We start from the raw sequence: 26,256 nt of genomic DNA, 5'->3' as shown, positions 1-26,256 counted from the left end.
CCGCAATGACATCCAGCAACGAAACCGGCACCCACGGCGCCGTCCTCACCGACGACGCCCCCGCCACCGACGGGGCGATCGTCGAACTCCGCAACGCGGGCAAGTCCTACGGCAACATCCGTGCCCTGCACGGTGTCGACCTGAAGGTCTTCGCCAGCCAGGTCACCTGTGTCCTCGGGGACAACGGCGCCGGCAAGTCCACCCTCATCAAGATCATCTCCGGGCTGCACCAGCACACCGAGGGCGAGTTCCTCGTCGACGGCGCCCCGGTGCACTTCTCCACCCCGCGCGAGGCCCTCGACAAGGGCATCGCCACCGTCTACCAGGACCTCGCCGTGGTCCCGCTGATGCCGGTGTGGCGCAACTTCTTCCTCGGCTCCGAGGTCACCAAGGGCCCCTGGCCGATCCGCCGCCTCGACATCGAGACGATGAAGAAGACCGCCGACGAAGAGCTGCGCAACATGGGCATCGTCCTGGACGACATGGACCAGCCCATCGGCACCCTCTCCGGCGGCCAGCGGCAGTGCGTGGCCATCGCCCGAGCCGTCTACTTCGGCGCCCGCGTCCTCATCCTCGACGAGCCGACCGCCGCCCTCGGCGTCAAGCAGTCCGGTGTCGTGCTGAAGTACATCGCCGCCGCCCGCGACCGCGGCCTCGGCGTCATCTTCATCACCCACAACCCCCACCACGCCTACATGGTCGGCGACCACTTCAGCGTGCTGCGCCTGGGCACCATGGAGCTCAACGCCTCCCGCGACGAGGTCAGCCTCGAAGAACTCACCAACCACATGGCCGGCGGTTCCGAACTCGCCGCCCTCAAGCACGAGTTGTCCCAGGTCCGCGGCGTCGACGTCGAGGAGCTCCCGGAGGAGCAGGACCTCAAGGCGCCGGTGGTGACGACCAAGGAGGACGCGTCGTGAGCGCCCTGGACCGCATCCGGGTCGGCTCCGCCCCCGACTCCTGGGGCGTCTGGTTCCCCGACGACCCCCGGCAGGTCCCCTGGGAACGCTTCCTGGACGAGGTCGCCGAAGCGGGCTACTCCTGGATCGAGTTGGGCCCCTACGGCTACCTGCCCACCGACCCGGCCCGGCTGACGGACGAGGTGGCCAGGCGGGACCTCAAGGTGTCGGCCGGCACGGTCTTCACCGGCCTGCACCGCGGCCCCTCCGTGTGGGAGTCGACCTGGGAGCACGTCAGCCAGGTCGCCGCCCTCACCCAGGCGATGGGAGCGCGGCACCTCGTCGTCATCCCGTCGTTCTGGCGCGACGACAAGACCGCCGAGATCCTCGAACCCCCGGAGCTGACCCACGAGCAGTGGGCCCACCTCACCAAGGGCATGGAGCGGCTCGGCCACGAGGTGAAGGAGGCGTACGGCCTCGACATCGTCGTGCACCCGCACGCCGACACCCACCTCGACACCGAGGACCACGTCGAGCACTTCCTCGACTCGACCGACTCCGAGCTCGTCAACCTCTGCCTGGACACCGGTCACTACGCCTACTGCGGCGGCGACAGCGTCAAGCTGATCGAGACGTACGGCGAACGCATCGGCTACCTCCACCTCAAGCAGGTCGACCCGGCGATCCTCGCCGACGTCGTGGCGAAGGAGATGCCGTTCGGACCGGCCGTGCAGCGCGGGGGTGATGTGCGAACCGCCCTCCGGTGTACCGGAGTTGGAGCCGGTGCTGGTGGCCGCGCAGAAGCTCGGCGTGGAACTGTTCGCGATCGTCGAGCAGGACATGTACCCGTGCGAACCGGACAAGCCGCTGCCGATCGCCGTACGCACCCGCAAGTTCCTGCGGTCCTGCGGAGCCTGATCCCGCGAAGCCTGAGAGGACGGTCATGACCCAGCGTGCACCGCTGCGAGTCGCGGTCATCGGCACGGGGAAGATGGGCGCCGACCATGTGCGCCGTATCGAAGAGGTCGTCAGCGGCGCACGGGTGAGCGCCGTCGTGGACGTCGACGCCGAGCGGGCCAAGGCCGTCGCGGCCCGCGTCGACGGCTGTACCGCCTACACCGACGCGGCGACGGCACTCGCGGCGGCCGACGTCGACGCCGTACTGATCGCCTCGTCGGGGCCGGCCCACGAGGCGGCCCTGGTCGCCGCCCTCGAACGCGACCTCCCGGTCCTGTGCGAGAAGCCGCTCGCCCCGGACTCGGCGTCGGCGCTGCGGGTGCTGGAGGCCGAGCGGAAGCTGGGCCACCGCCGGGTCCAGGTCGGCTTCATGCGGCGCTACGACGCCGAGTACATGAAGCTCAAGTCCCTGCTGGAGACAGGTCAGCTGGGCCGTCCCCTGATGGTGCACAACCGGCACCGCAACGCGGCCAGCCCGCCCTTCTTCACCAGCGACATGCTCGTCAGCGACTCGGTCGCGCACGAGACGGACGTGACCCGCTGGCTCCTCGGCCAGGAGATCACCGCCGTGACCGTGCTGCGGCCGAGACCGTCCGCGAACGCGCCGGAGGACCTCCAGGACCCGCAGTTCGTGGTGTTCGAGACGGACGGCGGCGCCGTCGTCGACGTGGAGATCTTCGTCAACTGCGGCTTCGGCTACCAGGTCCAGGCGGAGGTGGTCTGCGAACGCGGCACGGCCCGCATCGGCGACGGCCACGCCATGGTCACCAACATGGCAGGCCGCTGGGGCGGCACCATCTCCCAGGACTTCATCGACCGCTTCGCCGACGCCTACGACCGCGAGCTCCAGGTGTGGGTCGACGCGACACGGCGGGGCGAGGTCACCGGGCCCAGTACCTGGGACGGTTACGCCGCCGCCGCCGTGTGCGAGGCGGGCGTGCGGGCCCTGAACGAAGGTGGCCGCGTGGAGGTGGAGTTGGTGGAGCGACCGCCCCTGTACTGATCCATTTCCCTGACCGGGGACGCGATCACGGTGCTCCGGGAAGAGCTCGTGTGAAGACGACCATCGGCTGACCGGGGCCGTTGTACTCCTCCTCGACACGCGCCTCGAACCCCAGACTGCGATGGAAGGCGACCGACCCCTCGTTGGTGATCGACGTGATCGCCTTCAGCCGGACGGCGCCCTGCTCGCGGGCGGCCTCGGTGAACGCGGCGTACAGCTCGCGGCCGAGACCGGTGCCGCGGGTGTCGTCGCGGGTGGCGATCAGGTGGACGTACCCGGTGCCGTCGGGCGTGACGAAGCCGATGAGGTAGCCGCGGATGCCGTCGGCGGCGCGGGCGACCAGGCAGGTCGAGCCGAACTCCTGCACCAGGGCGAGGAGATGGAGCGAGCGCAGATCGCGGTCGCCCCAGTAGCGTGGATGGTCCGCCAGGACCCGCTGGATGTCGGTGACTTGGGCGAGGGTGATCTGCACGGCCATGGGGTCGATCATGGCAGGTGCGCAACCCGGGGTGCCCTCGCGGCTGTCCTTCGTGCGAGGGCCACGGAGGTGCGCATGAGGGTCGTGCTGCCGGTGGCGCGCGGGCCGGCCGGGCTGGCGCCCGGGGTGGGTGAGCCGCTGCTCGGCGCCTTGCTGCTGCGGTGCCTCACCCCCGGCCGGGTACTGCTGCGGCCCAGTCCGCCCCGCGTCTGCTCGCCTGGACCGAGGAAGCGGTCGTCGTGCTGCGCCGCGCCCACCCGAGCCGCCCGGTCCAGCCGGCTCGGGCCGTCGTGACCGACCTCGACGCAAAGGTCACCGCCCTGCGCTCCCTCCTCGCCCTCACCCGACGCGGGATGCCACGGACGTCCACGCCACCTGTGTCCGGGCCTTCGCCGAGGCCCGGACGGACCGCACCGTGCAGGCGTGGGAAAGGGCGACGGGAAAGCCGTACCCGACGTTCCTCTACCGGCCGACGACCGACCGCGGCCGCGGCTCGAACCCGGCCGCCCGGTAGCTCTCGTCGATCAGCCGCATCGTCGCCACCGCGTCGTCCGCGTCGAGCGGCAGCGGCGTACCCGCGCGGACCCGGGCCGCGAACGCCTCCAGCTGGTACGTGTACGACGACCGGGTGCCGAGCCGCTCGGTCCGCTCGCCCTCGCCGGTGCGGACCACGACCCGGTCGTCCAGCTGGGGCAGCACGAAGTTCGGCGCGCTCAACTCGCCCCGGCTGCCGGTGATCCGGATGCTCATCTCCAGCTCGTCGTACCCCATGTGACAGCGCGCCGACCCGGTGGCCCCGCCCGGGAACTCCAGCTCCGCGTCCAGCCACTCGTCGACGCCCGGCGCACCCGCGCGCTCCCCGCCTCGCGCGGAGGCGAGCCGTGGGGCGCCGCCCGCGAAGGGGGCGAGCATGCGCAGCGCGTGCAGGCTGTAGCAGCCCAGGTCCATCACCGCGCCGCCTGCCAGCGGCAGCGACCAGCGCGGGTCGGTGCCGGGCGGCGCGGGGATCGCGACCAGGGCCTCCACTCGCTGGAGTTCGCCGATCTCGCCGCTCTCCAGGATCTCGTGGAGGCGCCGGGTGACCGGGTGGAAGAGGTAGTGGAACGCCTCCATGAAGACGGTCCCGGACTTCGCCGCCGCCTCCCGCACCTCGGCGGCCTCCTCGGCGTTGCTCGCCGACGGCTTCTCGCTCAGCACATGCTTGCCCGCCGCGAGGGCGGCGAGGTTCCACGGCCCGTGCAGACCGTTGGCGAGCGGGTTGTAGACGACGTCGACCTCGGGGTCGGCGAGCAGGTCGGCGTAGGAGTCCACGACCCGCTCCACGCCGTGCTCGCCCGCGAACGCCTCGGCGCGGGACCGGTCGCGGGCGGCCACCGCGACAAGGCGGTGGCCGGTGATCCGGGCCGGGTCGACGAGGGAGCGTTCGGTGATCCGTGCGGCTCCCAGCACTCCGATGCGCAGTGGTTCCCGGCCCGGCTCGCTCATGCCTGCCGTACCTCCTCGATGGTGACAGGACGGTGCTCGTGCAGGGACAGTGTGCACGCCTCGGCGATCCAGCCGGCCTCCAGGGCGTCCTCGACCGTGCACGGGGAGGTGCGGTTGCCCGCGACGACCTCGGTGAACGCGGTGAGTTCGGCACGGTAGGCCTCGGTGAAGCGGTCCATGAAGAAGTCGTGCGGCGTCCCGGCCGGGAAGGTCACGCCCGGCTCGACGGAGCGCAGCGGCAGCTTGTCCTCCAGGCCTACGGCGATGGAGTCCGTGAAGCCGTGGATCTCCATGCGGACGTCGTAACCCCGGGCGTTGTGACGGGAGTTGGAGATCACCGCGATGGTGCCGTCGTCGAGGGTGAGAAGCGCGCCGGTGGTGTCGGCGTCGCCCGCCTCCTTGATGTAGTCGGCACCTCGGTTGCCGCCGACGGCGTACACCTCGACGACCTCGCGGCCGGTCACCCAGCGGATGATGTCGAAGTCGTGCACCGAACAGTCGCGGAAGATGCCGCCCGACGCGGCGACGTACGCGGCCGGCGGGGGCGCCGGGTCCAGCGTGGTCGACCGTACGGTGTGCAGCTTGCCGAGCTCACCGGCCTGCACGGCGGCCCGCGCGGCGACGAACCCGGCGTCGAAGCGGCGGTTGTAGCCGATCTGGATCGGCACGTCCTTGCCCTGGATCGCCTTGAGGACCTCGACGCCGTCGCTCATGTGCTTGGCGACGGGCTTCTCGCAGAAGACGGGGATACCGGCCTCGACGCCGGCCAGGATCAGCGCGGGGTGGGCGTCGGTCGCGGCGGCGACGACGATGCCGTCCACGCCGGCGGCCAGCAGGGCCTCGGGCGAGTCCACGACCTCGCCGCCGAACTTCTCCGCGGCGGTCTTGGCGGCGTCCGCGAACGGGTCGGTGAGGACGAGCGACTCGACCACGTCGAGTCCGGAGAGGGTCTCGGCGTGGAAGGCGCCGATGCGGCCGAGGCCGAGGATTCCGATGCGCATGGGGGTTGCAGCTCCTTGAGGGTCTTTTACACGAAACGGGAGGCCCGAAGAGCCTCAGTCGAGTCCGCCGAGCACGTTCTGGTCCCAGTCGATCACCGAACCGGTGACCACGCCCGACCGGTCCGACAGCAGCAGGACCACGAAGTCGGCGATCTCGTCCGGCTGGCCGAGCTTGCCCATCGGAAGCCGGGCCGCGGCCTGCTCCAGCCAGTCGTCCCCGGCGGCGTGGAACGCCTTCTGCGTGGCGTCCTCGCCCTCGGTCGCGGTCCAGCCGATGTTGAGGCCGTTGATCCGCACCCGGTCCCAGCGGTGGGCGTGCGCCGCGTTGCGGGTCAGTCCGATGAGCCCGGCCTTGGCGGCGACGTAGGGCGCGAGGAACGGTTGTCCGCCGTGCGCCGAGGACGTGATGATGTTGACGATCGTGCCGGGGGCCTTGCGGCCGACCATGTCGGCGACCGCGGCCTGCATCGCGAAGAACGGCGCCTTGAGGTTGATCGCGATGTGCTGGTCGAACAGCTCGGGCGTGGTGTCGAGGAGCGTGCCGCGGGAGGTCAGCCCCGCCGAGTTCACCAGGCAGTCGACGCGGCCGTACGCGGCGACCACCTCGGCCACGGACGCCTTGGCCTGCTCGGCGTCGGCGAGGTCGGCGCGCACGAACAGCGCCTTGCCGCCGGCCTCCGTCAGCTCGGCGACCAGCGCCTCGCCCGGCTCCGGGCGCCGCCCGGACACGGCGACCACCGCGCCCTCGCGTACCGCGGCCCGTGCGATCGCGGCGCCCACGCCCTGGCTGCCGCCGTTGACGAGGACGACCTTGTCGTCGAGAAGTCCCATGAAGCCCGGTCCTTTCAGCTCTCGCGCCGCTCGGCGCTCGCCCGCAGCTCGTCCCGCAGAGTCCGCGGCGTCCATCGCTCACGCAGCGCCCGCCGTACCAGGTCCGCCTGCGTGGGCGGGGCCATGCCGTCGACCGGCGGGTCGCTGTCGAGGTTGGTGGGGAAGGGATAGCCCTCGGCACTGGCGGCGATCACGTTCTCCAGCCACTCCTCGCCGACGCCCTCCGACGCGCGCCGCAGCAGCACGGGGTAGACCGCGTTGGTCACCGTCTCCCGGTCCACGGTCTCCATGGCGCGTCCGAAGGCCGAGGACACCTGGAGCAGGTTGACCATGCGGCGCACATCCGTGGTGCGGTTGGTGCCGGCGGCGTGGAACAGCGCCGGGTTGAAGAAGACGGCGTCGCCCTGGGCGAGCGGGAGCTGGACGTGGTGCTTCTTGAAGTACTTCTGGAACTCCGGCCGCCGCCAGGCCAGATAGCCCGCCTCGTACGCCTGCGAGAACGGCAGGTACAGCGTCGGCCCGGACTCCACCGGCATGTCGCAGTGCGCGACCGCGCCCTGGAGGGTGAGCACGGGGGAGAGGCGGTGCACATGCGCCGGGTAGGCCGCGGCGACCTCCCCGGAGAGGAAACCGAGGTGGTAGTCGCGGTGCACGGTCTGGGCGAGGCCGCCCGGGTTGACCACGTTGATCTGGGAGGTCACCTGGTAGCCGGGGCCGAGCCAGGCCTCCGAGACCAGCGCGAGGACGGGGTTGGCGTAGTAGTCGGCGAAGGTCGGCGGGTCGTAGAGGGCCGCCTTCTCCAGCGCGTTCCACACCCGCTCGTTCGCGCCGGGCTTGGCGAAGTGGTCGCCGGCCGTGGCGCCCGCCGCGTCCTGCTCGCGGATCAGTGAGTCGAACACCTTGGTGGCGCGGTCGACGATCTCGTGATCGCGGAAGGCGCCCTTGAAGGCCACCACTCCGGGCCCTTCGCAGAGGGCCCGGACGAGCTCCTCCTGGACCTTCCGGCGATGCCCGGCGCCGAGGAGGCGCTCGGCGTCGTACAGCAAAACGTTCCGCTCCACGCCGGTGGCGTGCGGGTAGTCGGCGGGATCGACGGTCCGCTCGACGAGCGCGCGGAAGGAGTCGAGGTCGCAGTCCTGCTCGGACAGCCAGGCACGGTGATGTACGGCGGTGAAGGACATCTGCGTCCTCTCGGTGACAGGGGCGACTCAGCGCTGCCATTCTTGTCAGTACAAACCCGTCGAACAACCAGCAGGCGGCCATCAAAAACCCCTCAAGGAGCCACTGAATGGGCCACCCCTTCCCGATCCGGGAGATCGCACGTCAGGCGGGCCTGAGCGAGGCGACCGTCGACCGGGTCCTGAACGGCAGGGGAGGGGTCCGGGAGAGCACGGTCCGCGAGGTCCGGCAGGCCATCGCCGACCTGGACCGGCAACGCACCCAGGTCAGGCTGGTCGGCCGCACCTTCATGATCGACATAGTGATGCAGGCGCCGGAGCGGTTCTCCACCGCCGTCCGGGCGGCCCTGGAGACGGAACTGCCCGCCCTGCACCCGGCGGTCGTGCGCTCCCGCTTCCACTTCCGGGAGACCGGCCCGGCCCAGGAGCAGGTCAGAATCCTGGACCGGATAGCCCGCCGTGGCTCACAGGGAGTGATCCTCAAGGCGCCGGACGTCCCCGAGGTCGCCGCCGCCGTCGGCCGCCTCGCCCAGGCGGGCATCCCCGTGGTCACCCTCGTCACCGACCTGCCCGCCACCCCGCGCCTCGGCTATGTCGGCATCGACAACCGCGCCGCCGGCGCGACCGCCGCGTACCTCATGGGCCAGTGGCTCGGCGACCGCCCCGGCAATGTCCTCACCAGCCTGAGCAGCGGCTTCTTCCGCAACGAGGAGGAGCGCGAGATGGGCTTCCGCAGCGCCATGCGCGCCCGTCACCCCGACCGCACCCTGGTCGAGATCGCCGAGGGCCAGGGCCTGGACGCCACCCAGTACGACCTCGTCCGGGCCGCTCTGGAACGCGACCCGGACATCCGCGCGGTCTACTCGATCGGCGGCGGCAACATCGCCACGCTGAAGGCCTTCGAGGACCTCGGCCGAAAGTGCGCGGTGTTCATCGCCCACGACCTCGACCACGACAACGACCGGCTGCTGCGCGAGCACCGGCTCTCCGCCGTCCTCCACCACGACCTGCGCCAGGACATGCGCGAGGCCTGCCACCTGGTCATGCGCGAGCACGGCGCGCTGCCGCCCGCGGGACCGACGGTGCCGTCCGCGATACAGGTCGTGACGCCCTACAACATGCCGACAGTGCTCACAGGCTGACCCAGGCGCCGGTCTCCGCCGACCGCGCCATCGCATCGAGTACGACGGCGCTGTGCACGGCGTCCGCGAGCGTGGCCCCATACGAGGTGCCCTCCGCGATCGACCGCAGGAAGCGGTGCGCCTCGACCACCTTGAGGTCGTCGTAGCCCATGGCGTTGGCGGCACCCGGCTGGAAGGCCCCGAACTCGCCGTCGCCCGGGCCGACGTAGACCGTGCTGACGGGCTGGTCCTGGTAGCCGGTGCCGCGGCTCACGCCGAGCTCGTTCATCCGGCGGAAGTCCCAGAAGACCGCGCCCTTGGTGCCGTGCACCTCGAAGCCGTAGTTGTTCTGCTCGCCGACCGAGACCCGGCAGGCCTCCAGGACACCACGGGCGCCGGAGGCGAAGCGCAGCAGGCAGTTGACGTAGTCCTCGTTCTCCACCGGGCCCAGCTCCCCGCCGGAAGCCCGGGAATGACCGGCGGTGGCACCGGTCGGGCGGGCCCGTTCCGGCACGAAGATCGCCGTGTCGGCGGTCAGCGACGCGATGTCCCCGAGCAGATACCGCGCCAGGTCCGCCCCGTGCGAGGCCAGGTCGCCCAGCACTCCGCTGCCGCCCCGCTCCTTCTCGTACCGCCAGGTCAGGGCACCCTCGGGATGTGCCGCGTAGTCGCTGAAGAGCCGGATGCGGACATGCGTCACCGTGCCGATGTCACCGGAGGCGATCAGGGCGCGGGCCGCCTCGACGGCGGGCGCGTTGCGGTAGTTGAAGCCGACCGCGCTGTGGACCCCCGCCTTCCCGGCCGCGTCCGCCACCGCGCGGGCGTCCTCGGCGCTCAACCCCACCGGCTTCTCGATCCAGAGATGCTTGCCGGCCTCGGCCATCGCGACCCCGATCTCCCGGTGCAGGAAGTTCGGCGCGGTGATGCTGACGGCCCGCACCCGCGGATCGGCGGCCACGTCCCGCCAGTTCCGGGTCGTCGAGGCGAACCCGAACTGCGCGGCGGCCTCCTCGGCCCGCCCCGGCACCTCCTCGGCGACCGTCACGAGCTCCGGACGCAGGCCCAGCCGCGGGTAGTGGTGCAGGACGCGGGAGTACGCCTGGGTGTGCACCCGGCCCATCCAGCCGAACCCGACGACGGCGACCCCGAGCGAATCCACCATGACAGCCCCTCTTTGGACCGGTCCACAATCTGTCCAGGCCACCCTCGGTCGCATTCCCCAAGGTGTCAACCCTTTGACAGGACAATGGCCCTCATGGAACGGTCCATACCATGAGACCTCCGACCATCCGCGACGTCGCCGACCGGGCCGGCGTCTCCAAATCCCTGGTCTCCCTCGTGCTGCGTGGCTCCGAGCAGGTGCGCCCCGAGAAGCGCGAGGCGGTGACGCGCGCCATGGAGGAGCTCGGCTACCGGCCCAACGCCGCCGCCCGCAGCCTCAGCGAGCAGCGCACCCTCCCCCACTCTCGGCTTCGCTCGAGCGGGGGGACCCCCATGGTCGGCGTGCTCCTCAACGATCTGCGCAACCCCTGGTTCGTCGACCTGCTCGACGGCCTCAACTCACTGCTGCACGACAACGGCCTGCACATGCTGATGGCCGACACCCGCCTCAACCGCCGCATCGGCCAGGACATGACCGGCCCCTTCCTCGAGCTGCGCGCCGACGGCCTGGTCGTCATCGGCACCCTCCCCGACCCGGCCGCGCTCGGGGCGATCGCCGAGCGCATCCCGGTCGTCGTCGCGGGTGCCCGGGAGCCGGTCCTGCCGGGCGTGGACATGGTCGCCAACGACGACGAACAGGGCGCCCGCCTGGTCACCGAGCACCTCATCGGCCTCGGCCACCGGCGGATCGCGCACATCGCGGGCTACGGCGCCGTCGGCGAGCTGCGCCGGCGCAGCTTCGAGGCGACGATGCGGGCGCACGGCCTGGCAGGGGTGGTGGAGGCCAGCGACATGACGGAGGAGGGCGGCTACCGCACCACCGTCCGCCTGCTGAGCCGCCCCGACCGGCCCACCGCCGTCTTCGCCGTCAACGACATCGCCTCGGTCGGCGCACTCTCGGCGGCCGAGGAACTGGGCCTGCGCGTCCCGCGCGACCTGTCCGTCGTCGGTTACGACAACACCCGCATCGCGAGCCTGCGCCACGTCTGGCTCACCACCGTCGACAGCGCCAACCACGAGGTCGGCCGCCGCGCGGCCCGCTGTCTGCTGGACCGCTTCGAGGGCGGCGGGGGAGCGGGCCGGGTGCATCTGGCGGCGCCCACGCTGGAGATCCGGGGCACGACGGCGGCGCCACCGCCTACAGGTTGATCGAGTACGCCTTCCGCAGCGTCTCGTGCACCGTCCACGTCGTACGGTCGCCCTCCCGCAGCACGGCCATGTCGCCCGGGCCGACCTTCAGCGTCGGTCCGCCCTCGACCTCGACGGTCGCCGACCCGCTGATCACCACGAACAGCTCGTCCGCCTCGGTGTCGGTGACGACGCCCGGCGTGATCTGCCAGATCCCACGGATCCGCTTGCCGTCCGGTGACTCCCAGACCACCTTCCCGGTCACCTCGGGCGTGCCGGAGACGATCTGCTCCGGGCCGAGGGGCTCGGCCTCGAGCTCGGCGTCGGGGATGTGGACAACGAAACTGTGGGTCATGGGAGGACCCTAGCCCCGGCGAACCGATCGCGTCCGTGGACAGGATGTGGGGTATCGGCCCAGGTGGGAGGAGACTCCGTCGGGGCCTGACTGGCGGGGTGCCCGCGCCCGGGTGATCGTGGAGGGCATGGCGGACACCCGGGCTGCTGCCGCGTCCGAGCGGCACGCGCACAACACACGCGAGAGTCTCCTGTTCGGCGGTGTCTACGGCGCGGTCCTGGCCTGCTCGATGGTCGCCGCGCTCACCCAGTACGGCCACACCGACCGGGCGACCCGTCGTTACGACGCCGTCTGGCTCCTGGTCACGGCGCTGGCCTCCGCCCTCGCCCACGGCTACGCCCACTACATCGCGGAACGCACCCCGCACCGCCGCGGTGAAGTCCTGCGCGCCCTCGTCAACGAGTGGCCCCTGGTCACGGCGGTCCTGCCCACGGTCTTCATCCTGGCGGGCGCGGGCTGGGGCTGGTGGCCCGCGAAGGGCGTGGAGTACCGGGCGTTCACCCTGAACATCACCCTGCTGTTCACCCTGGGCGTCGTGGCGGCCCGCTGGTCGCACCGCTCCTGGCCCTATGCCCTGCTGATCGGCCTCGTGGACGCACTGCTCGGCGTGGGGGTCGTGGTGGCCAACGCGGTCATCAAGTGAGGCAGCGCACGGGTTCGGCCAGCTGGCGCGCGGGGGAAGGAGCCCACATGAGCGATGTCACCGACGAGGCGATCCGCAGCCTCGGCACCACCGCCGATCCGCGGCTGCGGGAACTGCTGACCGCCCTGATCCGCCACCTGCACGCCTTCGCGAGCGAGACCGGACTGACCCAGGAAGAGTGGCAGGGCGCGATCCGATTCCTGACGGCGACCGGACAGACGTGCACGGACACCCGGCAGGAGTTCATCCTCCTGTCGGACGTGCTCGGCCTGTCGATGCTGATGGAGACGATCAACGGCGGCCACGCCCCCGGCGCCACCGAGTCGACGGTCCTCGGCCCCTTCCACATGACCGAGTCACCGGCCCGCGGACTCGGTGCGAACATCGACCTGGTGGGCGGCGGCGAGCCGTGCGTGGTGAGCGGTCGGGTGCTCTCGACGGACGGAACTCCCCTGCCCGGCGCCCTGGTCGACGTCTGGCAGGCGAACGACCAGGGCTACTACGACGTCCAGCAGCCCGGGATCCAGCCGCCGGGCAACGGCCGCGGCCTGTTCACCACGGACGCCGACGGCGGCTTCCGCTTCCGCACCTGTGTGCCCAGCTCGTACCCCATCCCCACGGACGGCCCGGTCGGCGACCTCCTGCGCGCCACCGGCCGTCACCCCTACCGCCCCGCGCACATCCACTTCATCGCCTCGGCCGACGGACACGACCCCGTCACCACGCACATCTTCGTGGCCGGCGACCCCTGTCTGGCCTCCGACGCGGTGTTCGCCGTCAAACAGAGCCTCGTCCGCGACTTCACCCCGACCGACGACGCCGCCCTGGCCGAGGGGTTCGGCGTCCCGAACCCCTTCCGGCACGCGCGCGTGGACCTCGTACTGGAGCGCTCATGACGGACTTCGTCCATGAGTCCCCGCCCATGAGGGTCGTCCTGCGCCCCGGCGCCGCCACGACGGCTACCCCTGACGAGGCCCGGCGCCTCGGTCTGCGGCGGCTGTTGGTCGTCTCCGGCGCACGCGGTGCTGACACGGCCCGGGCGGTCGCCGACTCCCTCGGCCAGGCCTGTGCGGGCCTGCACGCCGGGGCCCGGATGCATGTCCCCGTGGAGGTCGCCGACCGGGCCGTCGAGGTGGCGCGGACCGCGGACGCCGACGGATGTGTCGCGGTCGGCGGCGGCTCGTCCATCGGCCTCGGCAAGGCGATCGCCCTGCGCACCGGCCTGCCGCTGATCGCCGTACCCACCACCTACTCCGGTTCCGAGGCGACCCCGGTCTGGGGCCTGACCGAACACGGCGCCAAACGCACCGGCCGCGACCCCTCCGTCCTGCCGCGCAGCATCGTCTACGACCCCGAACTGACCTTCTCCCTCCCCGTACCGCTCTCCGTGACCAGTGGCGTCAACGCCCTCGCGCACGGCGTCGAGGCGCTGTACGCCCCGGACGCCTCGCCCCTGATCGCGCTGATGGCCGAGGAGGGCGTACGGGCGATGGCCCGAGCCCTTCCCGACGTGGCCGGCGACCCGGCCTCCCTGGACGCCCGCGGCCGTGCCCTGTACGGCGCCTGGCTCTGCGGCTCCTGCCTCGGCGCCACCACGATGGGCCTGCACCACAAGCTGTGCCACGTCCTCGGCGGCACCTTCGGCCTGCCGCATTCGGAGACCCACACGGTGGTCCTCCCGTACGCCCTCGCGTACAACGCGCCCGCGGTCCCCGACGCGGTGGCCGCCGTGGCGAGAGCCCTGGACGCGGACGAGGCCCCGACGGCCCTGTGGCAGCTGGCCGGGAACCTCGGCGCTCCGCGGTCCCTCGCCGAACTCGGTCTGAAGGAGGCCGACTTGGCGGTGGCGGCCGAGCAGGCGGCGGGCCAGTCGTACGCCAACCCCAGAGAGGTCACGGTGGACGGGGCGCTGGCGGTGCTGCGGGCGGCGTACGAGGGCGGACCGCCCTGACCGTCGTGGAAGAACACGGGTCCGCCCCGGGAGTACGGAACTCCGGGGGCGGACCGTTGCTGTCGAGGTGCCTCAGGCCTTGGCGCCCGTGACCTCCGCCGCCTCGCTCGGGCTGTCCTGCGGCGTCTTTGCCGGGACAGCGGCCCGCTTCGCCGGGATGAAGGTGGCGATCAGGAAGGCGAGGAGGGCCGCTCCGGCGCCGAGGGCCATGACGACCTTGAAGCCGTTCTCCGAGGGCAGTGCGTAGCCGCCGAAGTCGGTGGTCATCTGGGCGAGGATGACACCGGCGATGGCGCTGGCGAAGCTGGTGCCCAGGGAGCGCATCAGGGTGTTGAGGCTGTTGGCGGCACCGGTCTGGGTGGGGTCGACCGCGCCCATGATCAGGGCGGGCAGGGCGCCGTAGGTGAAGCCGATGCCGCCGCCGATGACGCAGGAGACCAGGACGAGGTGCCAGACCTCCGACATGAGCACGATGTTGAGGCCGTAGCCGGCGGCCACGATCAGGGCGCCGATCATCAGGGTGAGCCTGGGGCCCTTGGCCTTGGTGATGGCGGCGGAGACGCCGGACATGACCATCATGACGATGCCCTGGGGGGCGAGGACCAGGCCGACGGTGAGCATGGACTTGCCGAGGCCGTAGCCGGTGGCTTCGGGGAGCTGGAGCAGCTGCGGCAGGACCAGGGACATCGCGAACATCGAGAAGCCGAGCGCGACCGAGGCGAGGTTGGTGAAGAGCACCTGGGGCTTGGCGGTGGTGCGCAGGTCGACCAGGGGTTGGCTGCTCCGCAGCTCGTAGAGGCCCCAGGCGAGCAGGATCACTACCGAGGCGATGCCGAGGCCCAGGGTGCCGGCGGACGTCCAGCCCCAGTCGCCGCCCTTGGAGACGGCCAGCAGCAGGGTCACCAGTCCGGCGGACAGGCCCAGCGAGCCGACCAGGTCGAAGCGGCCGGTGGCCCGCACGTCGGACTCGGGCACGATCAGCAGCACGAGCAGGAAGGAGACGGCGCCCAGGACGGCGGAGGCCCAGAAGAGGATGTGCCAGTCGAAGTTGTCGGCGATGAAGGCGGCGGAGGGCAGGCCGAGGGCGCCGCCGACACCGAGCGAGGCGCTCATCATGGCGGTGGACCCGGCGAGCCGTTCGGCGGGCAGTACGTCGCGCATGATGCTGATGCCGAGCGGGATGACACCGGCGGCCAGGCCCTGCAGGGCGCGTCCGGCGATCATCGGGATCACGGAGTCGGCCAGTGCGCAGACGACCGAGCCGGAGACCAGCAGGACGATGCTGACCAGGAGCATGCGGCGCTTGCCGTACATGTCGCCGAGGCGGCCGACCACGGGAGTGGCGACGGCGGCGGCGAGCAGGGTGGCGGTGACCGCCCAGGCGGTGTTCGACGCCGAGGCGTCAAGAAGCTTCGGCAGTTCGGGGACGATCGGGATGACGAGCGTCTGCATCAGCGCGACGACGATCCCGGCGAAGGCCAGCACCGCCACGACGGCGTTCGACCGCGACGGGGCGTCCCCCGCTGCGGTGGGTCGGGCAAGGGCGTCGGACATGGCAGGGCCTCCGTGAACAAGAAGGATTGCTTGAGTTACTCAACCATAAGCGTATTGCTTGACTTAAGCAAGCGGGTGCCGCGAGTCGACGGGGGGCTGGAGAGGGTCGTTCATGGTGTGGGGTTCCGGTCCGGGTCCGGGGTTCCCGCGGCCGGCGGAAACCCCATGAGCCGATGGCCGTCCACGCGGTTCGGACGGCCTGGTCCGGCGTTACCGACGGAGCGCTCACGCCTCGCCGTCGAACGTGACGACCACCTTCTCCGCGGCCCCCGGCGTCAGCGCCAGCTCGAAGGCCCGCTCGACCTCGCCGAACGGCACCCGGTGACTGATCAGCCGGGCGAACCGCTCGTGGTGCTCCACGAGTTCGGGCGTGACCTCGAAGATCTCGGTCGGATACCCCTGCGAGGCGATCAGTGTCAGCTCGCTGCGCAGCATGCCGCCGAGGTCGATGGCGTCGGACTTCTTCTGTACGGCGACCATGACCAGCTTGGCGTGCCACTTGGCGTTGTCGACGACGGCCTGGAAGACGGCGGGGGCGCCGGCGGCGTCGACGTAGATGTCGGTGCCGGGGCGGGGCTGGCCGAGGGCGTTGGCGGCCCGGCCGTGCACTTCCGTCAGCCGTTCGGTGACGTTCTCCGTGGCCGAGTTGATGACGGCGTCGGCGCCGACCGCCAGTGCCGTCTCGAGGCGCTCGGGAATGATGTCGACGACCACGACGTGCTCCACGCCCCGCAGCTTCAGCCAGACGGCGGCGCCCAGTCCGATGGGGCCGGCGCCGAAGACGACGACCTTGTCGGCGGGCTTCGCCTCGGAACGGTTGACGGCGTGCCGGGCGACCGCCATCGGCTCGTTCAGCGCGGCGACCTCGAAGGGCACCGTGTCCGGGAAGACCGTGACGTTCTTACCGGTCTCGACGCCCTCGATCAGCAGGTACTCGCTCATGGCGCCGTGCGCGCCGCCGCAGCCGATGATCCCGGAGGGCACGCCTTGGGGGTTCACCACCACCCGGTCGCCGACCTTGACGTCGGTGACCTCGGCGCCGGCCTCGACGATCTCGCCGGCGGGCTCGTGGCCCAGCGGGATCGCCCGCATCGAGCCGTCGGTACCGGCCGGCATGCCGCCGAGATGGAGGAAGAAGGTGTCGGTGCCGCAGATCCCACAGGCGCGGATCCTGACGAGCGCGTCCGTGGGGCCGGGGGTGGGACGCTCGACGTCCCGCACGTCGACCTTGTCCTTGGCGGTGAGGACGGACTTCATCGTGTCCATGGAGAGTCTCGCTTTCTGGAGGTTTGGCGAAGAGGTGTTACCGGGCTCGGTCACGTCCTGACCGGTCGGGCGCAAGGGCGACCCGACCGGCGTCGTGAATGGCACCGGGGCCGGCGGCGGGCAGGGGGAGTGGCCCGTCCGCCGGGCCCGGTGACCGCGCCGTACCCCGTCCCCACGGGTCGGGCGCAAGGGGCCGCATCCGCTCAATGCGGCCCCGGTCCGGGTGTGCGTGGTCGGGAGTGGTCGAACACCCCGTCCCACGCGGACCGGTTTACTTGAGTTAGGCAAGCACGGCCGCGTTACTTAAGTCAAGCAACCAATCGCACATTGCTTAAGTTAGGCAAGTACATCTAGGCTGGTGTCATGACCGCAGAAGCGCCGACCCCGGCGACCCTGGCCGAGATGGAGCGAGTGCTCAGCCGGGTCGCCTATCTGGCCGGGCGGAGTCGACGGCACGAGCGCCTCATGGCGATGGCGGGGGTACCGCTCGACCGCGCGGCCGTGGCGATTCTGCGGCACATCGCGGAGAGCGAGCCGCTGCGTCCCGGCGTGCTGGCGGTCCGGCTCTCCGTAGAGGCCTCCCATGTCACCCGCCAGCTGCGGCAGTTGGAGCGGGGCGGCTATGTGATCCGGGTCGCGGACCCGGAGGACCGCCGGGCCCAGCGCGTCCAGCTCACCGACAAAGGCCTGGCCGCGGTCGGCCGGGTCCGCGAGGTCGGCCGCCGCTACCTCGAACAGGCCCTGGGCGACTGGTCCGAGGGCGATCTGCGACAGCTGGCCCGCCTCTTCCGCCGGCTCGTCGACGACTTCGCCGACCATGCCGAGGACCCCGTCGGCCCGCCGCTCTCCGCCTGACTGTACCGCCGTCGTACTCCCCCCACGATTGGTCGTGCCATGTACGCGCATCTCCTGGAGAAACCGTCACCACCCCGAGGCGACGGACAGCACGTCCTGGTCGTCGTGGGCGATCCCGGCGACGCCGAACTGCTCAGCACCACACTGGAGTTGGCCGGATATCAGGTCGGCACCGCGGTCACCGGCGCCGAGGGCATGGCACAACTCACCCGGCAGCGGTTCGACCTGGTGGTCCTGGATGCCGCCCTGCCCGACCTGCCGGACCTCGCCCGGGGCCGACGGACGGCCCCCGCGGACCGGCCCCCACTGCTCTTCCTGGCCTCCTGCGACTCCCTGCACCGGCTCCTGCCCGAACTCGGCCTGGGCGAGGAGGACTACGTCATCAAACCCGTACGCGTCCCCGAGGTACTGGCCCGGGCGCAGGTACTGCTGCGCCGCCGATGTCCCGGGCCGCGTCCCGGGATGCCCGGATACGGCGATCTGGTCCTGGACGACACCACGTGCCGCGCCCACCGCGGACCCCGGCCGCTCGACCTCACGCCCGCCGAGTACCGGCTGCTGCGCCATCTGCTCGCCAACGCGGGGCGCGTGCTGTCGAAGGAGCAGATCAGCCGGCATGTGTGGGGCGAGTTCCGGGGACACCAGGCGATCGAGAAGCTCGTCTCCCGGCTGCGGCACAAGGTGGACGAGGAGGGGCCCGCGCTGATCCATACGCGCCGGGGATTCGGTTACTGGCTGGGTGGCTGAGCGCTCCGCTGGGAGGGCAGGGGGTGAACCTGTGGGCCGACGGGGCTGGTCGGGCCGGCGCGTGGGAGCGGCATTTCGGACACAGCCCCGCGCGTTTGGTGGGGGCGCGGTACCGCACCGGATGCCGCCGGGACCGCTCAGGATGTGTCTTCCGGAGGCCGGTGCGGGTGCGCGGCTGCGTCGAGCGGGCGGGGGCGGCTACGGCGGGGTCGTGGGTGATCGGCGGTGCGGATCGCGGCACTGGCGGCGGGGCGACGGGCCGTTCTCCGGGAGATGCCGATGCTCAGCGCGTTCGCCACGACGACGGCTGCGATGCCCGCCCACTCCGGTCGGCCCAGCCGCTGTCCGAGGACGATCCACCCGACCATGGCCGCCAGGACCGGGTTGACGCTCATGAACAGGGCGAACGCCGGGGCCGGTACCCGGCGCAGCGTGAACAGGTCGGCCAGGTAGGGCACCGCCGAGGACAGCACACCGGCGGCCACTGCACAGCCGACCGCCCACGCTGTCGGCGGATGCCGCACGGCGACGACGATCCCGACCGGCAGGAACATCAGGGCGGACAGCGCCGCCGCGGCAGCCGAGCCCTGCGCTCCGGGGAGGCGGCGGCCGACGCTGCGGTTGAGGAGGATGTACGCCGCCCAGCACCCGGCGGCCAGCAGGCCGAGGCCCATGCCGACATGGTCGGCGGAGGGCCGCGGGCGCATCAGCGTGACGACACCCGCCACCGCGAGCAGCGCACAGCACACGTCCACGCGCCGCCGGGTGGCCGTCAGGGCGATGGCCAGCGGGCCGAGGAACTCCAGGGTCACCGCGAGCCCCAGGCCGACGCGGTCGACGGCGGTGTAGAGGGAGAGGTTCATCGTCCCGAACACCACGGCCAGCAGCAGCACCGGCCACCACTGACTCCAGGTGAACGACCGGAACCGGGGTCGGCCGACGGCGAGGAGGACGGCCGCCGCGACGTACTGGCGGACCGCGACGACCCCGACGGGGCCGATGACGGGGAAGGCGAGCGAACCGATCGCGGCACCGACCTGGTTGGACAGGCCGCTGCCCACCATGGTGGCCACCCCGGCCGGGCTCGTCCGGGACGGCCCGGCGGCGGGCGGGGGAGTGGCCGCGGGGCGTGCGGGTGCCTCTTGCATGGGCCGATGGTGCGCGCCCTCGGCACTTGCACAAAATGCATGGCCCGGCCGATCTATACGCTGAAGTCATGGATGTGGACCTCCGGCAGCTGCGCTGTCTCGTCGCGATCGTCGACGAGGGCACCTTCACCGACGCCGCCCTGGCCCTCGGGGTCTCCCAGGCGGCCGTCTCCCGCACCTTGGCCTCCTTCGAACGGGCCCTGGGGGTAAGGCTGTTGAGGCGCACCTCGCGCGAGGTGACCCCGACCCCGACCGGACTGCGGGTGCTCGCGCACGCCCGGCGGGTGCTCGCCGAGGTCGACGACCTGGTCCGGGACGCCACGTCGGGCCACGCCCATCTGCGCATGGGCTACGCCTGGTCGGCGCTCGGCCGGCACACCCTCGCCTTCCAGCGCCGCTGGAGCCGGGAGCATCCGGCGACCGACCTGCACCTGGTGCGGGTCAACTCGGCCACGGCCGGTCTCGCGGAGGGCGCCTGTGACCTGGCCGTCGTGCGCCGGTCCGTGGACGAGCGGCGGTTCGAGTCGGTCATCGTCGGCCTGGAGCGGCGGCTGTGCGCGATGGCCGCCGACGATTCGCTGGCCCGGCGCCGGTCCGTGCGGCTGGCCGACCTGGCGGGGCGCGTCCTCCTCGTCGACCGGCGTACCGGTACCGCGACCGCTGACCTGTGGCCGCCGGAGGTCCGTCCGGCCACCGAGGAGACGCATGATGTCGACGACTGGTTGAACATCATCGCCACCGGTCGCTGTGTCGGCATGACGCCGGAATCGACGGCCAACCAGTACCCGCGCCCCGGTGTCGTGTACCGGCCGGTGCGCGACGGCGAGCCGATCGCCGTGCGGCTCGCGTGGTGGCGGGACGACCCGCATCCGGCCCTGCCGTCGGTGAGGGAACTGCTCACGTCGCTGTATCGCGAGGGCTGAGCTGCGACCATGGACGACAAGCATGCCTGCAATACAGCGGACAAAATTGTTGACAATCTCGTCTGGCTGGATTTAGGTTCGACAGGCACTCACTCAGGGAGGGCACGATGCCGAAAGAAGCCCGTCCGAGCACCGGGGAGCAGGCCAAGCAGCATGCGCTCGCGCAGCTGCGGCAGGCGATCCTGCACGGCGAGATGGCACCGGCGCAGCGGCTGGTGGAGAACGAGCTCGCCGAGCAGTTCGGTGTGACGCGGGCCAGCATCCGCGCGGCACTCATCGATCTGGAGTCCCAGGGGCTCGTGGAGCGGATCCGCAACCGTGGTTCCCGGGTGCGGGTGGTGACCGTGGACGAAGCGGTCGCCATCACCGAGTGCCGCATGGTCCTCGAAGGGCTGTGCGCGGCGAAGGCGTCGGTCGCGGCGAGCGACGAGCAGCTGGTCGAACTCACCGACCTCGGTACGGCCATGTCCAAGGCCGTCGCCGACGGGGAGCCGGTCACCTACTCCGAGCTCAACCACGAACTGCACGTCCGTATCCGGGAGTTCTCCGGTCAGCAGACCGCGCAGGAACTGCTGGAGCGGCTCAATGCCCAACTGGTCCGTCACCGCTTCCAGTTGGCGCTGCGCCCGGGACGTCCGCAGCAATCCCTGAACGAACATCTGACCATGATCGAGGCGATCAGGGCCAGGGACCCGCAGGCGGCCGAGACGGCCGTCCGCGCCCACCTCACCAGCGTGATCGAGGCGCTGCGCGACTGATCACGGCGGTGCGGGGCGGGCGCCCACTTGTCAGCGAGGAGATTTCAGCATGACCCAGGCCAATGCGCCCGCCGGCCCACGATCGACACTTGTCATCACCGCGCACGCCGGCGACTTCGTGTGGCGTGCGGGTGGCGCCATCGCCCTGGCGGCGTCCCGCGGCGAGAAGGTCACCATCGCCTGTCTGACCTTCGGTGAGCGCGGTGAGTCCGCCAAGGCGTGGCGCGAGGGCAGGAAGCTGGACGAGATCAAGGCGATACGCCGGGACGAGGCGGAGCGGGCCGCGGCCACCCTCGGCGCCGAGGTCCGCTTCTTCGACGCCGGCGACTACCCGTTGCTGGTCACCCCCGAACTGACCGACCGGCTCGTCGAGGTCTACCGCGACACCCAGCCCGACGTCGTGCTCACCCACCCCGTCGAGGACCCGTACAACGGCGACCACCCGGCCGCCAGCCGCATGGCCCTGGAGGCCCGCGTCCTGGCGCAGGCCATCGGCTACCCCGGCCCCGGTGAGATCATCGGCGCCCCGCCGGTCTTCTTCTTCGAGCCGCACCAGCCCGAGATGAGCGGCTTCAAGCCCGAGGTCCTCCTCGACATCACCGAGGTCTGGGACACCAAGCGCAAGGCCATGGAGTGCCTCGCTGCCCAGCAGCACCTGTGGGACTACTACACCGACCTCGCCGTCCGCCGGGGCGTCCAGCTCAAGCGCAACGCCGGTCCGAACCTGGGCCTGGCCCACAGGACCATGGCCGAGGCGTACATGCGCCCCTACCCGCAGATCGCGAAGGAGCTGGCGTGATGGGCGTGATCGTCACCAACCCGCCGAAGGCGGACCTGAACGACGTCGACGCGCTGGCCGGGTACGGTGTGGCGACGGTGAGCGAGGCGATGGGCCGAACCGGCTTGCTGGGCCCGGAGATTCGCCCCGTCCAACAGGGCGTACGGGTCGCGGGCACGGCCGTCACCGTCCTCAGCTGGCCCGGCGACAACCTCATGATCCACGCCGCCGTCGAGCAGTGCGGCGAGGGCGACATCCTGGTCGTCACCACCACCTCGCCGTGCACGGACGGCCTGTTCGGCGAGCTGTTCGCGACCGCCCTGAAGCAGCGCGGGGTGCGCGGCGTCGTCACCAGCACCGGCATCCGCGACACCCAGGAACTGCGCGACATGGGCTTCGCCGCCTGGTCCCGGGCGGTCTCCTCGCAGGGCACGGTCAAGGCCACCGGCGGCTCGGTCAACGTACCGATCGCCATCGACGGCCAGGTGATCCGCCCCGGCGACGTGATCCTCGCCGACGACGACGGTGTCGTGGTCGTCCCGCGTGAGCGCGCCCGGGAGACGGCACTGAGGTCCGAGGCCCGCGAGGCCAAGGAGGCCGCCACGCGCGCCGCCTTCACCGAGGGCCAACTCGGCCTGGACCGCTACGGGTTGCGGGACACGCTCAAGCGCCTCGGCGTCGAGTACCGGTCGTACGAGGAGTACGCGGGGGAGATGTCATGACCTCCGTGCCCGAGGAGGTGCCCTGTCTGCTGATGCGGGGCGGCACCTCCAAGGGCGCCTACTTCCTCGCCGCCGACCTCCCCGCCGAACCCGCCCTGCGCGACGACCTGTTGCTGCGCATCATGGGCAGTCCGGACGAGCGGCAGATCGACGGTCTGGGCGGCGCGCACCCGCTCACCAGCAAGGTGGCCGTCGTCTCGCCGTCCGCCGATCCGCAGGCCGACGTCGACTATCTCTTCCTCCAAGTCGTCGTCGAGCGACCCGAGGTGAGCGACCGTCAGAACTGCGGGAACCTCCTCGCCGGCGTCGGCCCCTTCGCCGTCGAGCGCGGACTGGTCCCGGCGGGGGAGGAGCGCACCCGCGTCCGGATCCGCATGGTCAACTCCGGCGACCACGCCACGGCGAGCTTCCCCACTCCGGGCGGCCGGGTGGACTACACCGGCGGCGCACGGATCTCCGGCGTGCCGGGGACAGCCGCTCCGGTGGTCATCGAGTTCCCGGCCGGCGCGGGCGAGCTGCTGCCCACGGGAAGCGTCCGCGACGAGATCGACGGCGTCCAGGTGACCTGCGTGGACAACGGAATGCCGACCGTGCTGATCGCCGCCGACTTGCTGAAGGTCACCGGGTACGAGTCGCCCAAGGACCTGGAGGAGGACCTGACGCTCGCCGACCGGCTGCGCCGGATCCGCCTGGAGGCGGGCCGGCTGATGGGCCTCGGCGACGTCTCGGACACCACCGTCCCCAAACTCACCCTCCTCGCGCCGCCCCGCGACGGCGGCGCGGTCACCACCCGCACCTTCATACCGGTGCGCTGTCACACCTCGATCGGTGTGCTCGGCGCGGCCAGCGTGGCCGCCGGGCTGCGGATCGACGGCAGTGTGGGGGCGGATCTCGCGGAGCTTCCGCCCGGCAGCGACCGGATGCGCATAGAACATCCCACCGGATTCCTCGACATCGAGAGCAGCCTCGGGACCACCCCCGAAGGCCTCCCCACCGCCCGCCGCACGGCCGTGGTCCGCACGGCCCGCAAGATCTTCGACGGCACCGTCTTCCCCAGGGCTGCCGCACGACCCCAAGGAGGTCACCGATGACTCCGCCGCTCGGCGACATCGCGCACATCGGCCACGCCCAGCTGTTCACCCCGGACCTGGACGCCAGCGTCGGCTTCTTCACCGACTACCTGGGCCTCACGGTCAACGGACAGGACGGCGACACCGTCCGTCTGCGGACCTTCGACGACTACGAGCACCACAGCCTGGTCCTCACTGCCCGCGAACAGCCCGGCCTCGGCCGGCTCGCCCTGCGCACCTCCAGCGAGGAGGCCCTTCATCGCCGTGTCGAAGCGATCGAGGCGGCGGGAGGCACGGGCAAGTGGGTCGAGGACGAACCGGGTATCGGCCGCCTCTACGTCACGACCGACCCGGACGGCCATGAACACGCCCTGTACTGGGAGAGCGAGCACTACCGGGCCCCCGAGGAGGTCAGGCCCGCGCTGAAGAACCAGCCGCAGGCCAAACCCAACCGGGGCGTGGGCGTACGGCGGTTGGACCACATCAACTTCCTCGCCGCCGACGTGCTCGCCAACGCCGAGTTCCAGCAGAACGTCCTGGGCGCTCGGCCCACCGAGCAGATCCGGCTGGACAGCGGGAGGATCGCGGCGCGCTGGCTGACGTACACGAACAAGTCGTACGACGTCGTCTACACCTCGGACCGGACCGGCAGCACCGGACGGCTGCACCACATCGCCTTCGCGACGGACACCCGCGAGGACATCCTGCGCGCGGCCGATCTCGCCATCGACAGCCGTGTGTTCATCGAGACGGGCCCGCACAAGCACGCCATCCAGCAGACGTTCTTCCTCTACGTCTACGAGCCGGGCGGCAACCGCATCGAGCTGTGCAACCCGCTCACGCGTCTCGTCCTGGCGCCCGACTGGCCGCTGATCACCTGGACCGAACAGGAGCGCAAGAAGGGGCAGGCCTGGGGTCTGCAGACCATTGAGTCGTTCCACACGCACGGGACGCCACCGGTGGTCTGAGCTGGGCAAAGGGCCGCGTCGGTCTGTGCTGGCCGGCCGTGCTCTTCGACGGCCTCGACATGTTCGTCCACGGCTCGGTGCTGCCGCACCTGCTGGAGACGAAGACCTTCGGTCTCACCGCCGACCAGGCCGGTGACCTCGGCTCCTGTGCCACCTTCGGGATGCTGATCGGCGCGCTCACCGCCGGCACCGTCGCCGACCGCATCGGCCGCAAGAAGCTGATGGTCGTCTGCGTGACCCTCTTCTCGCTGGCCTCCGGCGTCTGCGCCATGGCGGGCATCGGCCTCGGCGGCCTGCTGCCCACCGCGATCAGCATGGTCTGCGACTACGCCCCGCGCGGCCGCGGCGCCCTCGTCATCGGCCTGCTGATGACCGCCCACCACGCGGGCGGCATCCTCTCCGCCTACGTCGCCAAGTGGCTCATCGACCCCGTCGGCTGGCGGGCCGCCTTCTGGGTCTGCGTGCTCCCGCTGCTCTTCGCGCCGGTGCTCGCCAGGTTCCTGCCCGAGTCGCTGAGCTTCCTCGTCGCCAAGGGCCGCACCGAGGAGGCCCGCGCGCTGGCCGAGCGGTACGACGTCGAACTGCCCGCCGCCAAGGGCGGCAGGCAGGCCGCGGCCGAGCGCTGGAACTCGCTGCTCAACCTGTTCCGCGGCGGCGAGTGGATCCAGACCCTGCTGTACTGGCTCGCTTCCTTCGGCGGACTGCTCCTGGTCTACGGAGTCGCCACCTGGCTGCCCACCCTGATGCGCGCCGAGGGCTACGAGCTCGCCAACGCGCTGACCTTCGTCGTCGTCTTCAACCTCGGCGGCATCGCGGGCATGCTCGTCGCGGGCCGGGCGGCCGACCGCTTCGGTGCCCCGCGCATCTCGGCACTCTGGTTCGCGCTGACCGCCGCGGGCGTCTTCCTGCTCGGCGTCCACATGCCGATGGGCGTGACCATGGCGGTCGTCTTTCTCACCGGAGTCTTCCTCAACAGTGCCCAGACGATGATCTACGCGACGGTCTCGATCGCCTCCACCCCGGACAGCCGTGCCACCGCCGTCGGCTGGACCTCCGGCATGGGCCGCTTCGGCGCCGTCTTCGGCCCGTGGCCCGGCGGTCAGCTGCTCGCCGCGGGCAACGGGGAGTTCGGCTTCACCGCCTTCGCGATCGCCGGACCGTCGTCCATGGTCTTCATCGGCATCGCCGCACTGCGCAGCTCCAAGCCGGCCGCGCGGAGCGGTGCGGACCAGGAGCTGGTCGGCGCCCACTGACCGGGTCGGGGGCAAGGACGGAA

General features: G+C 71.4%; 27 protein-coding genes and 1 pseudogene. 18 read left to right on the top strand and 10 right to left on the bottom strand.

The window, feature by feature from the left end:
* Positions 1 to 5 precede the first annotated feature (5 nt).
* The 3 genes and pseudogenes from QF037_RS08455 (at position 6) to QF037_RS08445 (ending at position 2,859) form a co-directional block, all read left to right on the top strand.
* The gene (locus QF037_RS08455) at positions 6 to 920 is read left to right on the top strand and encodes an ATP-binding cassette domain-containing protein (protein WP_307023423.1); all 915 of its coding nucleotides are present in this window, start codon (positions 6 to 8) and stop codon (positions 918 to 920) included.
* A pseudogene (locus tag QF037_RS08450) lies at positions 917 to 1,817 on the top strand (sugar phosphate isomerase/epimerase family protein). The gene QF037_RS08455 and the pseudogene QF037_RS08450 overlap by 4 nt, the downstream one beginning before the upstream one ends.
* Before the next feature lie 25 nt (positions 1,818 to 1,842).
* Positions 1,843 to 2,859, top strand: coding sequence for a Gfo/Idh/MocA family protein (locus QF037_RS08445; protein ID WP_307023422.1), 1,017 nt, complete (start codon positions 1,843 to 1,845; stop codon positions 2,857 to 2,859).
* Positions 2,860 to 2,884: 25 nt separating this feature from the next.
* Here QF037_RS08445 and QF037_RS08440 read toward each other — a convergent pair whose 3' ends face one another.
* Complete coding sequence (locus tag QF037_RS08440) at positions 2,885 to 3,337, bottom strand: GNAT family N-acetyltransferase (RefSeq protein WP_307023421.1); 453 nt, start codon at positions 3,335 to 3,337, stop codon at positions 2,885 to 2,887.
* Between the two features lie 75 nt (positions 3,338 to 3,412).
* On the opposite strand from QF037_RS08440, the gene QF037_RS08435 reads away from it, so the two are divergent.
* The gene (locus QF037_RS08435; RefSeq protein WP_307023417.1) at positions 3,413 to 3,631 is read left to right on the top strand and encodes a hypothetical protein; all 219 of its coding nucleotides are present in this window, start codon (positions 3,413 to 3,415) and stop codon (positions 3,629 to 3,631) included.
* A gap of 168 nt (positions 3,632 to 3,799) precedes the next feature.
* On the opposite strand, the gene QF037_RS08430 is transcribed toward QF037_RS08435, so the two are convergent.
* The 4 genes from QF037_RS08430 to QF037_RS08415 are packed head-to-tail and all read right to left on the bottom strand — an operon-like array spanning position 3,800 to position 7,835.
* Positions 3,800 to 4,822, bottom strand: a complete 1,023-nt coding sequence (locus QF037_RS08430; protein ID WP_307023416.1) for a Gfo/Idh/MocA family protein — start codon at positions 4,820 to 4,822, stop codon at positions 3,800 to 3,802.
* Positions 4,819 to 5,823: a Gfo/Idh/MocA family protein gene (locus QF037_RS08425; protein WP_307023415.1), complete on the bottom strand. Its 1,005-nt coding sequence runs from the start codon at positions 5,821 to 5,823 to the stop codon at positions 4,819 to 4,821. The genes QF037_RS08430 and QF037_RS08425 overlap by 4 nt, the downstream gene beginning before the upstream one ends.
* Positions 5,824 to 5,877: 54 nt before the next feature.
* Complete coding sequence (locus tag QF037_RS08420; protein WP_307023413.1) at positions 5,878 to 6,654, bottom strand: SDR family oxidoreductase; 777 nt, start codon at positions 6,652 to 6,654, stop codon at positions 5,878 to 5,880.
* Positions 6,655 to 6,668: 14 nt separating this feature from the next.
* Positions 6,669 to 7,835, bottom strand: a complete 1,167-nt coding sequence (locus tag QF037_RS08415) for a phytanoyl-CoA dioxygenase family protein (protein WP_307023412.1) — start codon at positions 7,833 to 7,835, stop codon at positions 6,669 to 6,671.
* A 107-nt stretch (positions 7,836 to 7,942) separates the two neighbouring features.
* Between QF037_RS08415 and QF037_RS08410 the strand changes: the two genes are divergently transcribed.
* Positions 7,943 to 8,974 (top strand): LacI family DNA-binding transcriptional regulator, encoded by a 1,032-nt coding sequence (locus tag QF037_RS08410; RefSeq protein ID WP_307023410.1) that lies wholly within the window; start codon positions 7,943 to 7,945, stop codon positions 8,972 to 8,974.
* Here QF037_RS08410 and QF037_RS08405 read toward each other — a convergent pair.
* Positions 8,964 to 10,115 carry a Gfo/Idh/MocA family protein gene (locus tag QF037_RS08405; protein WP_307023408.1) on the bottom strand — a complete coding sequence of 384 codons (1,152 nt, stop codon included), beginning with the start codon at positions 10,113 to 10,115 and terminating at the stop codon, positions 8,964 to 8,966. The genes QF037_RS08410 and QF037_RS08405 overlap by 11 nt on opposite strands.
* A 110-nt stretch (positions 10,116 to 10,225) precedes the next feature.
* Here QF037_RS08405 and QF037_RS08400 point away from each other — a divergent pair, with 110 nt between their 5' ends.
* Positions 10,226 to 11,263, top strand: a complete 1,038-nt coding sequence (locus QF037_RS08400) for a LacI family DNA-binding transcriptional regulator (protein ID WP_307023405.1) — start codon at positions 10,226 to 10,228, stop codon at positions 11,261 to 11,263.
* Here QF037_RS08400 and QF037_RS08395 read toward each other — a convergent pair.
* Entirely contained in the window at positions 11,253 to 11,597 is a 345-nt protein-coding gene (locus QF037_RS08395; RefSeq protein ID WP_307023404.1) for a cupin domain-containing protein, read from the bottom strand. The genes QF037_RS08400 and QF037_RS08395 overlap by 11 nt on opposite strands.
* 127 nt (positions 11,598 to 11,724) lie before the next feature.
* On the opposite strand from QF037_RS08395, the gene QF037_RS08390 reads away from it, so the two are divergent.
* The 3 genes from QF037_RS08390 to QF037_RS08380 are packed head-to-tail and all read left to right on the top strand — an operon-like array spanning position 11,725 to position 14,191.
* Complete coding sequence (locus QF037_RS08390; RefSeq protein ID WP_307023402.1) at positions 11,725 to 12,240, top strand: hypothetical protein; 516 nt, start codon at positions 11,725 to 11,727, stop codon at positions 12,238 to 12,240.
* Between the two features lie 47 nt (positions 12,241 to 12,287).
* Complete coding sequence (locus QF037_RS08385; RefSeq protein ID WP_307023400.1) at positions 12,288 to 13,136, top strand: intradiol ring-cleavage dioxygenase; 849 nt, start codon at positions 12,288 to 12,290, stop codon at positions 13,134 to 13,136.
* Complete coding sequence (locus QF037_RS08380) at positions 13,133 to 14,191, top strand: maleylacetate reductase (RefSeq protein ID WP_307023398.1); 1,059 nt, start codon at positions 13,133 to 13,135, stop codon at positions 14,189 to 14,191. The genes QF037_RS08385 and QF037_RS08380 overlap by 4 nt, the downstream gene beginning before the upstream one ends.
* 72 nt (positions 14,192 to 14,263) lie before the next feature.
* On the opposite strand, the gene QF037_RS08375 is transcribed toward QF037_RS08380, so the two are convergent.
* Together QF037_RS08375 and QF037_RS08370 are read right to left on the bottom strand one after the other, a co-directional pair.
* Complete coding sequence (locus QF037_RS08375; RefSeq protein WP_307023396.1) at positions 14,264 to 15,745, bottom strand: MFS transporter; 1,482 nt, start codon at positions 15,743 to 15,745, stop codon at positions 14,264 to 14,266.
* 225 nt (positions 15,746 to 15,970) lie between these two features.
* Positions 15,971 to 17,011: a zinc-dependent alcohol dehydrogenase gene (locus tag QF037_RS08370; protein WP_307023394.1), complete on the bottom strand. Its 1,041-nt coding sequence runs from the start codon at positions 17,009 to 17,011 to the stop codon at positions 15,971 to 15,973.
* 363 nt (positions 17,012 to 17,374) lie between these two features.
* Between QF037_RS08370 and QF037_RS08365 the strand changes: the two genes are divergently transcribed.
* Both QF037_RS08365 and QF037_RS08360 read left to right on the top strand, forming a co-directional pair.
* A complete protein-coding gene (locus QF037_RS08365) occupies positions 17,375 to 17,866 on the top strand; it encodes a MarR family winged helix-turn-helix transcriptional regulator (protein WP_307023392.1) in 492 nt (163 codons plus the stop codon).
* A 39-nt stretch (positions 17,867 to 17,905) separates the two neighbouring features.
* Positions 17,906 to 18,613 carry a response regulator transcription factor gene (locus QF037_RS08360; protein WP_307023390.1) on the top strand — a complete coding sequence of 236 codons (708 nt, stop codon included), beginning with the start codon at positions 17,906 to 17,908 and terminating at the stop codon, positions 18,611 to 18,613.
* A 137-nt stretch (positions 18,614 to 18,750) separates the two neighbouring features.
* Here QF037_RS08360 and QF037_RS08355 read toward each other — a convergent pair whose 3' ends face one another.
* The gene (locus QF037_RS08355; protein ID WP_373463687.1) at positions 18,751 to 19,761 is read right to left on the bottom strand and encodes an EamA family transporter; all 1,011 of its coding nucleotides are present in this window, start codon (positions 19,759 to 19,761) and stop codon (positions 18,751 to 18,753) included.
* A 68-nt stretch (positions 19,762 to 19,829) separates the two neighbouring features.
* On the opposite strand from QF037_RS08355, the gene QF037_RS08350 reads away from it, so the two are divergent.
* From QF037_RS08350 to QF037_RS08320, 7 genes are all read left to right on the top strand, one after another.
* Positions 19,830 to 20,684: a LysR family transcriptional regulator gene (locus tag QF037_RS08350; protein WP_307023388.1), complete on the top strand. Its 855-nt coding sequence runs from the start codon at positions 19,830 to 19,832 to the stop codon at positions 20,682 to 20,684.
* A 107-nt stretch (positions 20,685 to 20,791) separates the two neighbouring features.
* On the top strand, positions 20,792 to 21,442 hold the full coding sequence (locus QF037_RS08345) for a GntR family transcriptional regulator (protein WP_307023386.1): 651 nt from the start codon (positions 20,792 to 20,794) through the stop codon (positions 21,440 to 21,442).
* A 49-nt stretch (positions 21,443 to 21,491) separates the two neighbouring features.
* Positions 21,492 to 22,241 (top strand): PIG-L deacetylase family protein, encoded by a 750-nt coding sequence (locus QF037_RS08340; protein ID WP_307023384.1) that lies wholly within the window; start codon positions 21,492 to 21,494, stop codon positions 22,239 to 22,241.
* The gene (locus QF037_RS08335) at positions 22,238 to 22,942 is read left to right on the top strand and encodes a 4-carboxy-4-hydroxy-2-oxoadipate aldolase/oxaloacetate decarboxylase (protein WP_307023382.1); all 705 of its coding nucleotides are present in this window, start codon (positions 22,238 to 22,240) and stop codon (positions 22,940 to 22,942) included. Before QF037_RS08340 ends, QF037_RS08335 begins: the two co-directional genes overlap by 4 nt.
* Positions 22,939 to 24,033 (top strand): 4-oxalomesaconate tautomerase, encoded by a 1,095-nt coding sequence (locus QF037_RS08330; RefSeq protein WP_307023380.1) that lies wholly within the window; start codon positions 22,939 to 22,941, stop codon positions 24,031 to 24,033. Before QF037_RS08335 ends, QF037_RS08330 begins: the two co-directional genes overlap by 4 nt.
* Positions 24,030 to 24,980: a VOC family protein gene (locus QF037_RS08325; RefSeq protein WP_307023378.1), complete on the top strand. Its 951-nt coding sequence runs from the start codon at positions 24,030 to 24,032 to the stop codon at positions 24,978 to 24,980. The genes QF037_RS08330 and QF037_RS08325 overlap by 4 nt, the downstream gene beginning before the upstream one ends.
* A 38-nt stretch (positions 24,981 to 25,018) precedes the next feature.
* Positions 25,019 to 26,233, top strand: coding sequence for an MFS transporter (locus QF037_RS08320; protein WP_307023376.1), 1,215 nt, complete (start codon positions 25,019 to 25,021; stop codon positions 26,231 to 26,233).
* Positions 26,234 to 26,256 lie beyond the last annotated feature (23 nt).

The sequence above is a fragment of the Streptomyces canus genome (assembly GCF_030815415.1).
In the GTDB taxonomy this organism is placed as follows: domain Bacteria; phylum Actinomycetota; class Actinomycetes; order Streptomycetales; family Streptomycetaceae; genus Streptomyces; species Streptomyces canus_F.
This window is presented reverse-complemented; position numbering and strand designations above follow the sequence as displayed.

What these genes read in the sequence shown, in the direction of transcription:
- QF037_RS08455 (WP_307023423.1), top strand. Translation starts at nt 6, where the DNA reads ATGACATCCAGCAACGAAACCGGCACCCACGGCGCCGTCCTCACCGAC.
- QF037_RS08445 (WP_307023422.1), top strand. Translation starts at nt 1,843, where the DNA reads ATGACCCAGCGTGCACCGCTGCGAGTCGCGGTCATCGGCACGGGGAAG.
- QF037_RS08440 (WP_307023421.1), bottom strand. Translation starts at nt 3,337, where the DNA reads ATGGCCGTGCAGATCACCCTCGCCCAAGTCACCGACATCCAGCGGGTC.
- QF037_RS08435 (WP_307023417.1), top strand. Translation starts at nt 3,413, where the DNA reads ATGAGGGTCGTGCTGCCGGTGGCGCGCGGGCCGGCCGGGCTGGCGCCC.
- QF037_RS08430 (WP_307023416.1), bottom strand. Translation starts at nt 4,822, where the DNA reads ATGAGCGAGCCGGGCCGGGAACCACTGCGCATCGGAGTGCTGGGAGCC.
- QF037_RS08425 (WP_307023415.1), bottom strand. Translation starts at nt 5,823, where the DNA reads ATGCGCATCGGAATCCTCGGCCTCGGCCGCATCGGCGCCTTCCACGCC.
- QF037_RS08420 (WP_307023413.1), bottom strand. Translation starts at nt 6,654, where the DNA reads ATGGGACTTCTCGACGACAAGGTCGTCCTCGTCAACGGCGGCAGCCAG.
- QF037_RS08415 (WP_307023412.1), bottom strand. Translation starts at nt 7,835, where the DNA reads ATGTCCTTCACCGCCGTACATCACCGTGCCTGGCTGTCCGAGCAGGAC.
- QF037_RS08410 (WP_307023410.1), top strand. Translation starts at nt 7,943, where the DNA reads ATGGGCCACCCCTTCCCGATCCGGGAGATCGCACGTCAGGCGGGCCTG.
- QF037_RS08405 (WP_307023408.1), bottom strand. Translation starts at nt 10,115, where the DNA reads ATGGTGGATTCGCTCGGGGTCGCCGTCGTCGGGTTCGGCTGGATGGGC.
- QF037_RS08400 (WP_307023405.1), top strand. Translation starts at nt 10,226, where the DNA reads ATGAGACCTCCGACCATCCGCGACGTCGCCGACCGGGCCGGCGTCTCC.
- QF037_RS08395 (WP_307023404.1), bottom strand. Translation starts at nt 11,597, where the DNA reads ATGACCCACAGTTTCGTTGTCCACATCCCCGACGCCGAGCTCGAGGCC.
- QF037_RS08390 (WP_307023402.1), top strand. Translation starts at nt 11,725, where the DNA reads ATGGCGGACACCCGGGCTGCTGCCGCGTCCGAGCGGCACGCGCACAAC.
- QF037_RS08385 (WP_307023400.1), top strand. Translation starts at nt 12,288, where the DNA reads ATGAGCGATGTCACCGACGAGGCGATCCGCAGCCTCGGCACCACCGCC.
- QF037_RS08380 (WP_307023398.1), top strand. Translation starts at nt 13,133, where the DNA reads ATGACGGACTTCGTCCATGAGTCCCCGCCCATGAGGGTCGTCCTGCGC.
- QF037_RS08375 (WP_307023396.1), bottom strand. Translation starts at nt 15,745, where the DNA reads ATGTCCGACGCCCTTGCCCGACCCACCGCAGCGGGGGACGCCCCGTCG.
- QF037_RS08370 (WP_307023394.1), bottom strand. Translation starts at nt 17,011, where the DNA reads ATGGACACGATGAAGTCCGTCCTCACCGCCAAGGACAAGGTCGACGTG.
- QF037_RS08365 (WP_307023392.1), top strand. Translation starts at nt 17,375, where the DNA reads ATGACCGCAGAAGCGCCGACCCCGGCGACCCTGGCCGAGATGGAGCGA.
- QF037_RS08360 (WP_307023390.1), top strand. Translation starts at nt 17,906, where the DNA reads ATGTACGCGCATCTCCTGGAGAAACCGTCACCACCCCGAGGCGACGGA.
- QF037_RS08355 (WP_373463687.1), bottom strand. Translation starts at nt 19,761, where the DNA reads ATGCAAGAGGCACCCGCACGCCCCGCGGCCACTCCCCCGCCCGCCGCC.
- QF037_RS08350 (WP_307023388.1), top strand. Translation starts at nt 19,830, where the DNA reads ATGGATGTGGACCTCCGGCAGCTGCGCTGTCTCGTCGCGATCGTCGAC.
- QF037_RS08345 (WP_307023386.1), top strand. Translation starts at nt 20,792, where the DNA reads ATGCCGAAAGAAGCCCGTCCGAGCACCGGGGAGCAGGCCAAGCAGCAT.
- QF037_RS08340 (WP_307023384.1), top strand. Translation starts at nt 21,492, where the DNA reads ATGACCCAGGCCAATGCGCCCGCCGGCCCACGATCGACACTTGTCATC.
- QF037_RS08330 (WP_307023380.1), top strand. Translation starts at nt 22,939, where the DNA reads ATGACCTCCGTGCCCGAGGAGGTGCCCTGTCTGCTGATGCGGGGCGGC.
- QF037_RS08325 (WP_307023378.1), top strand. Translation starts at nt 24,030, where the DNA reads ATGACTCCGCCGCTCGGCGACATCGCGCACATCGGCCACGCCCAGCTG.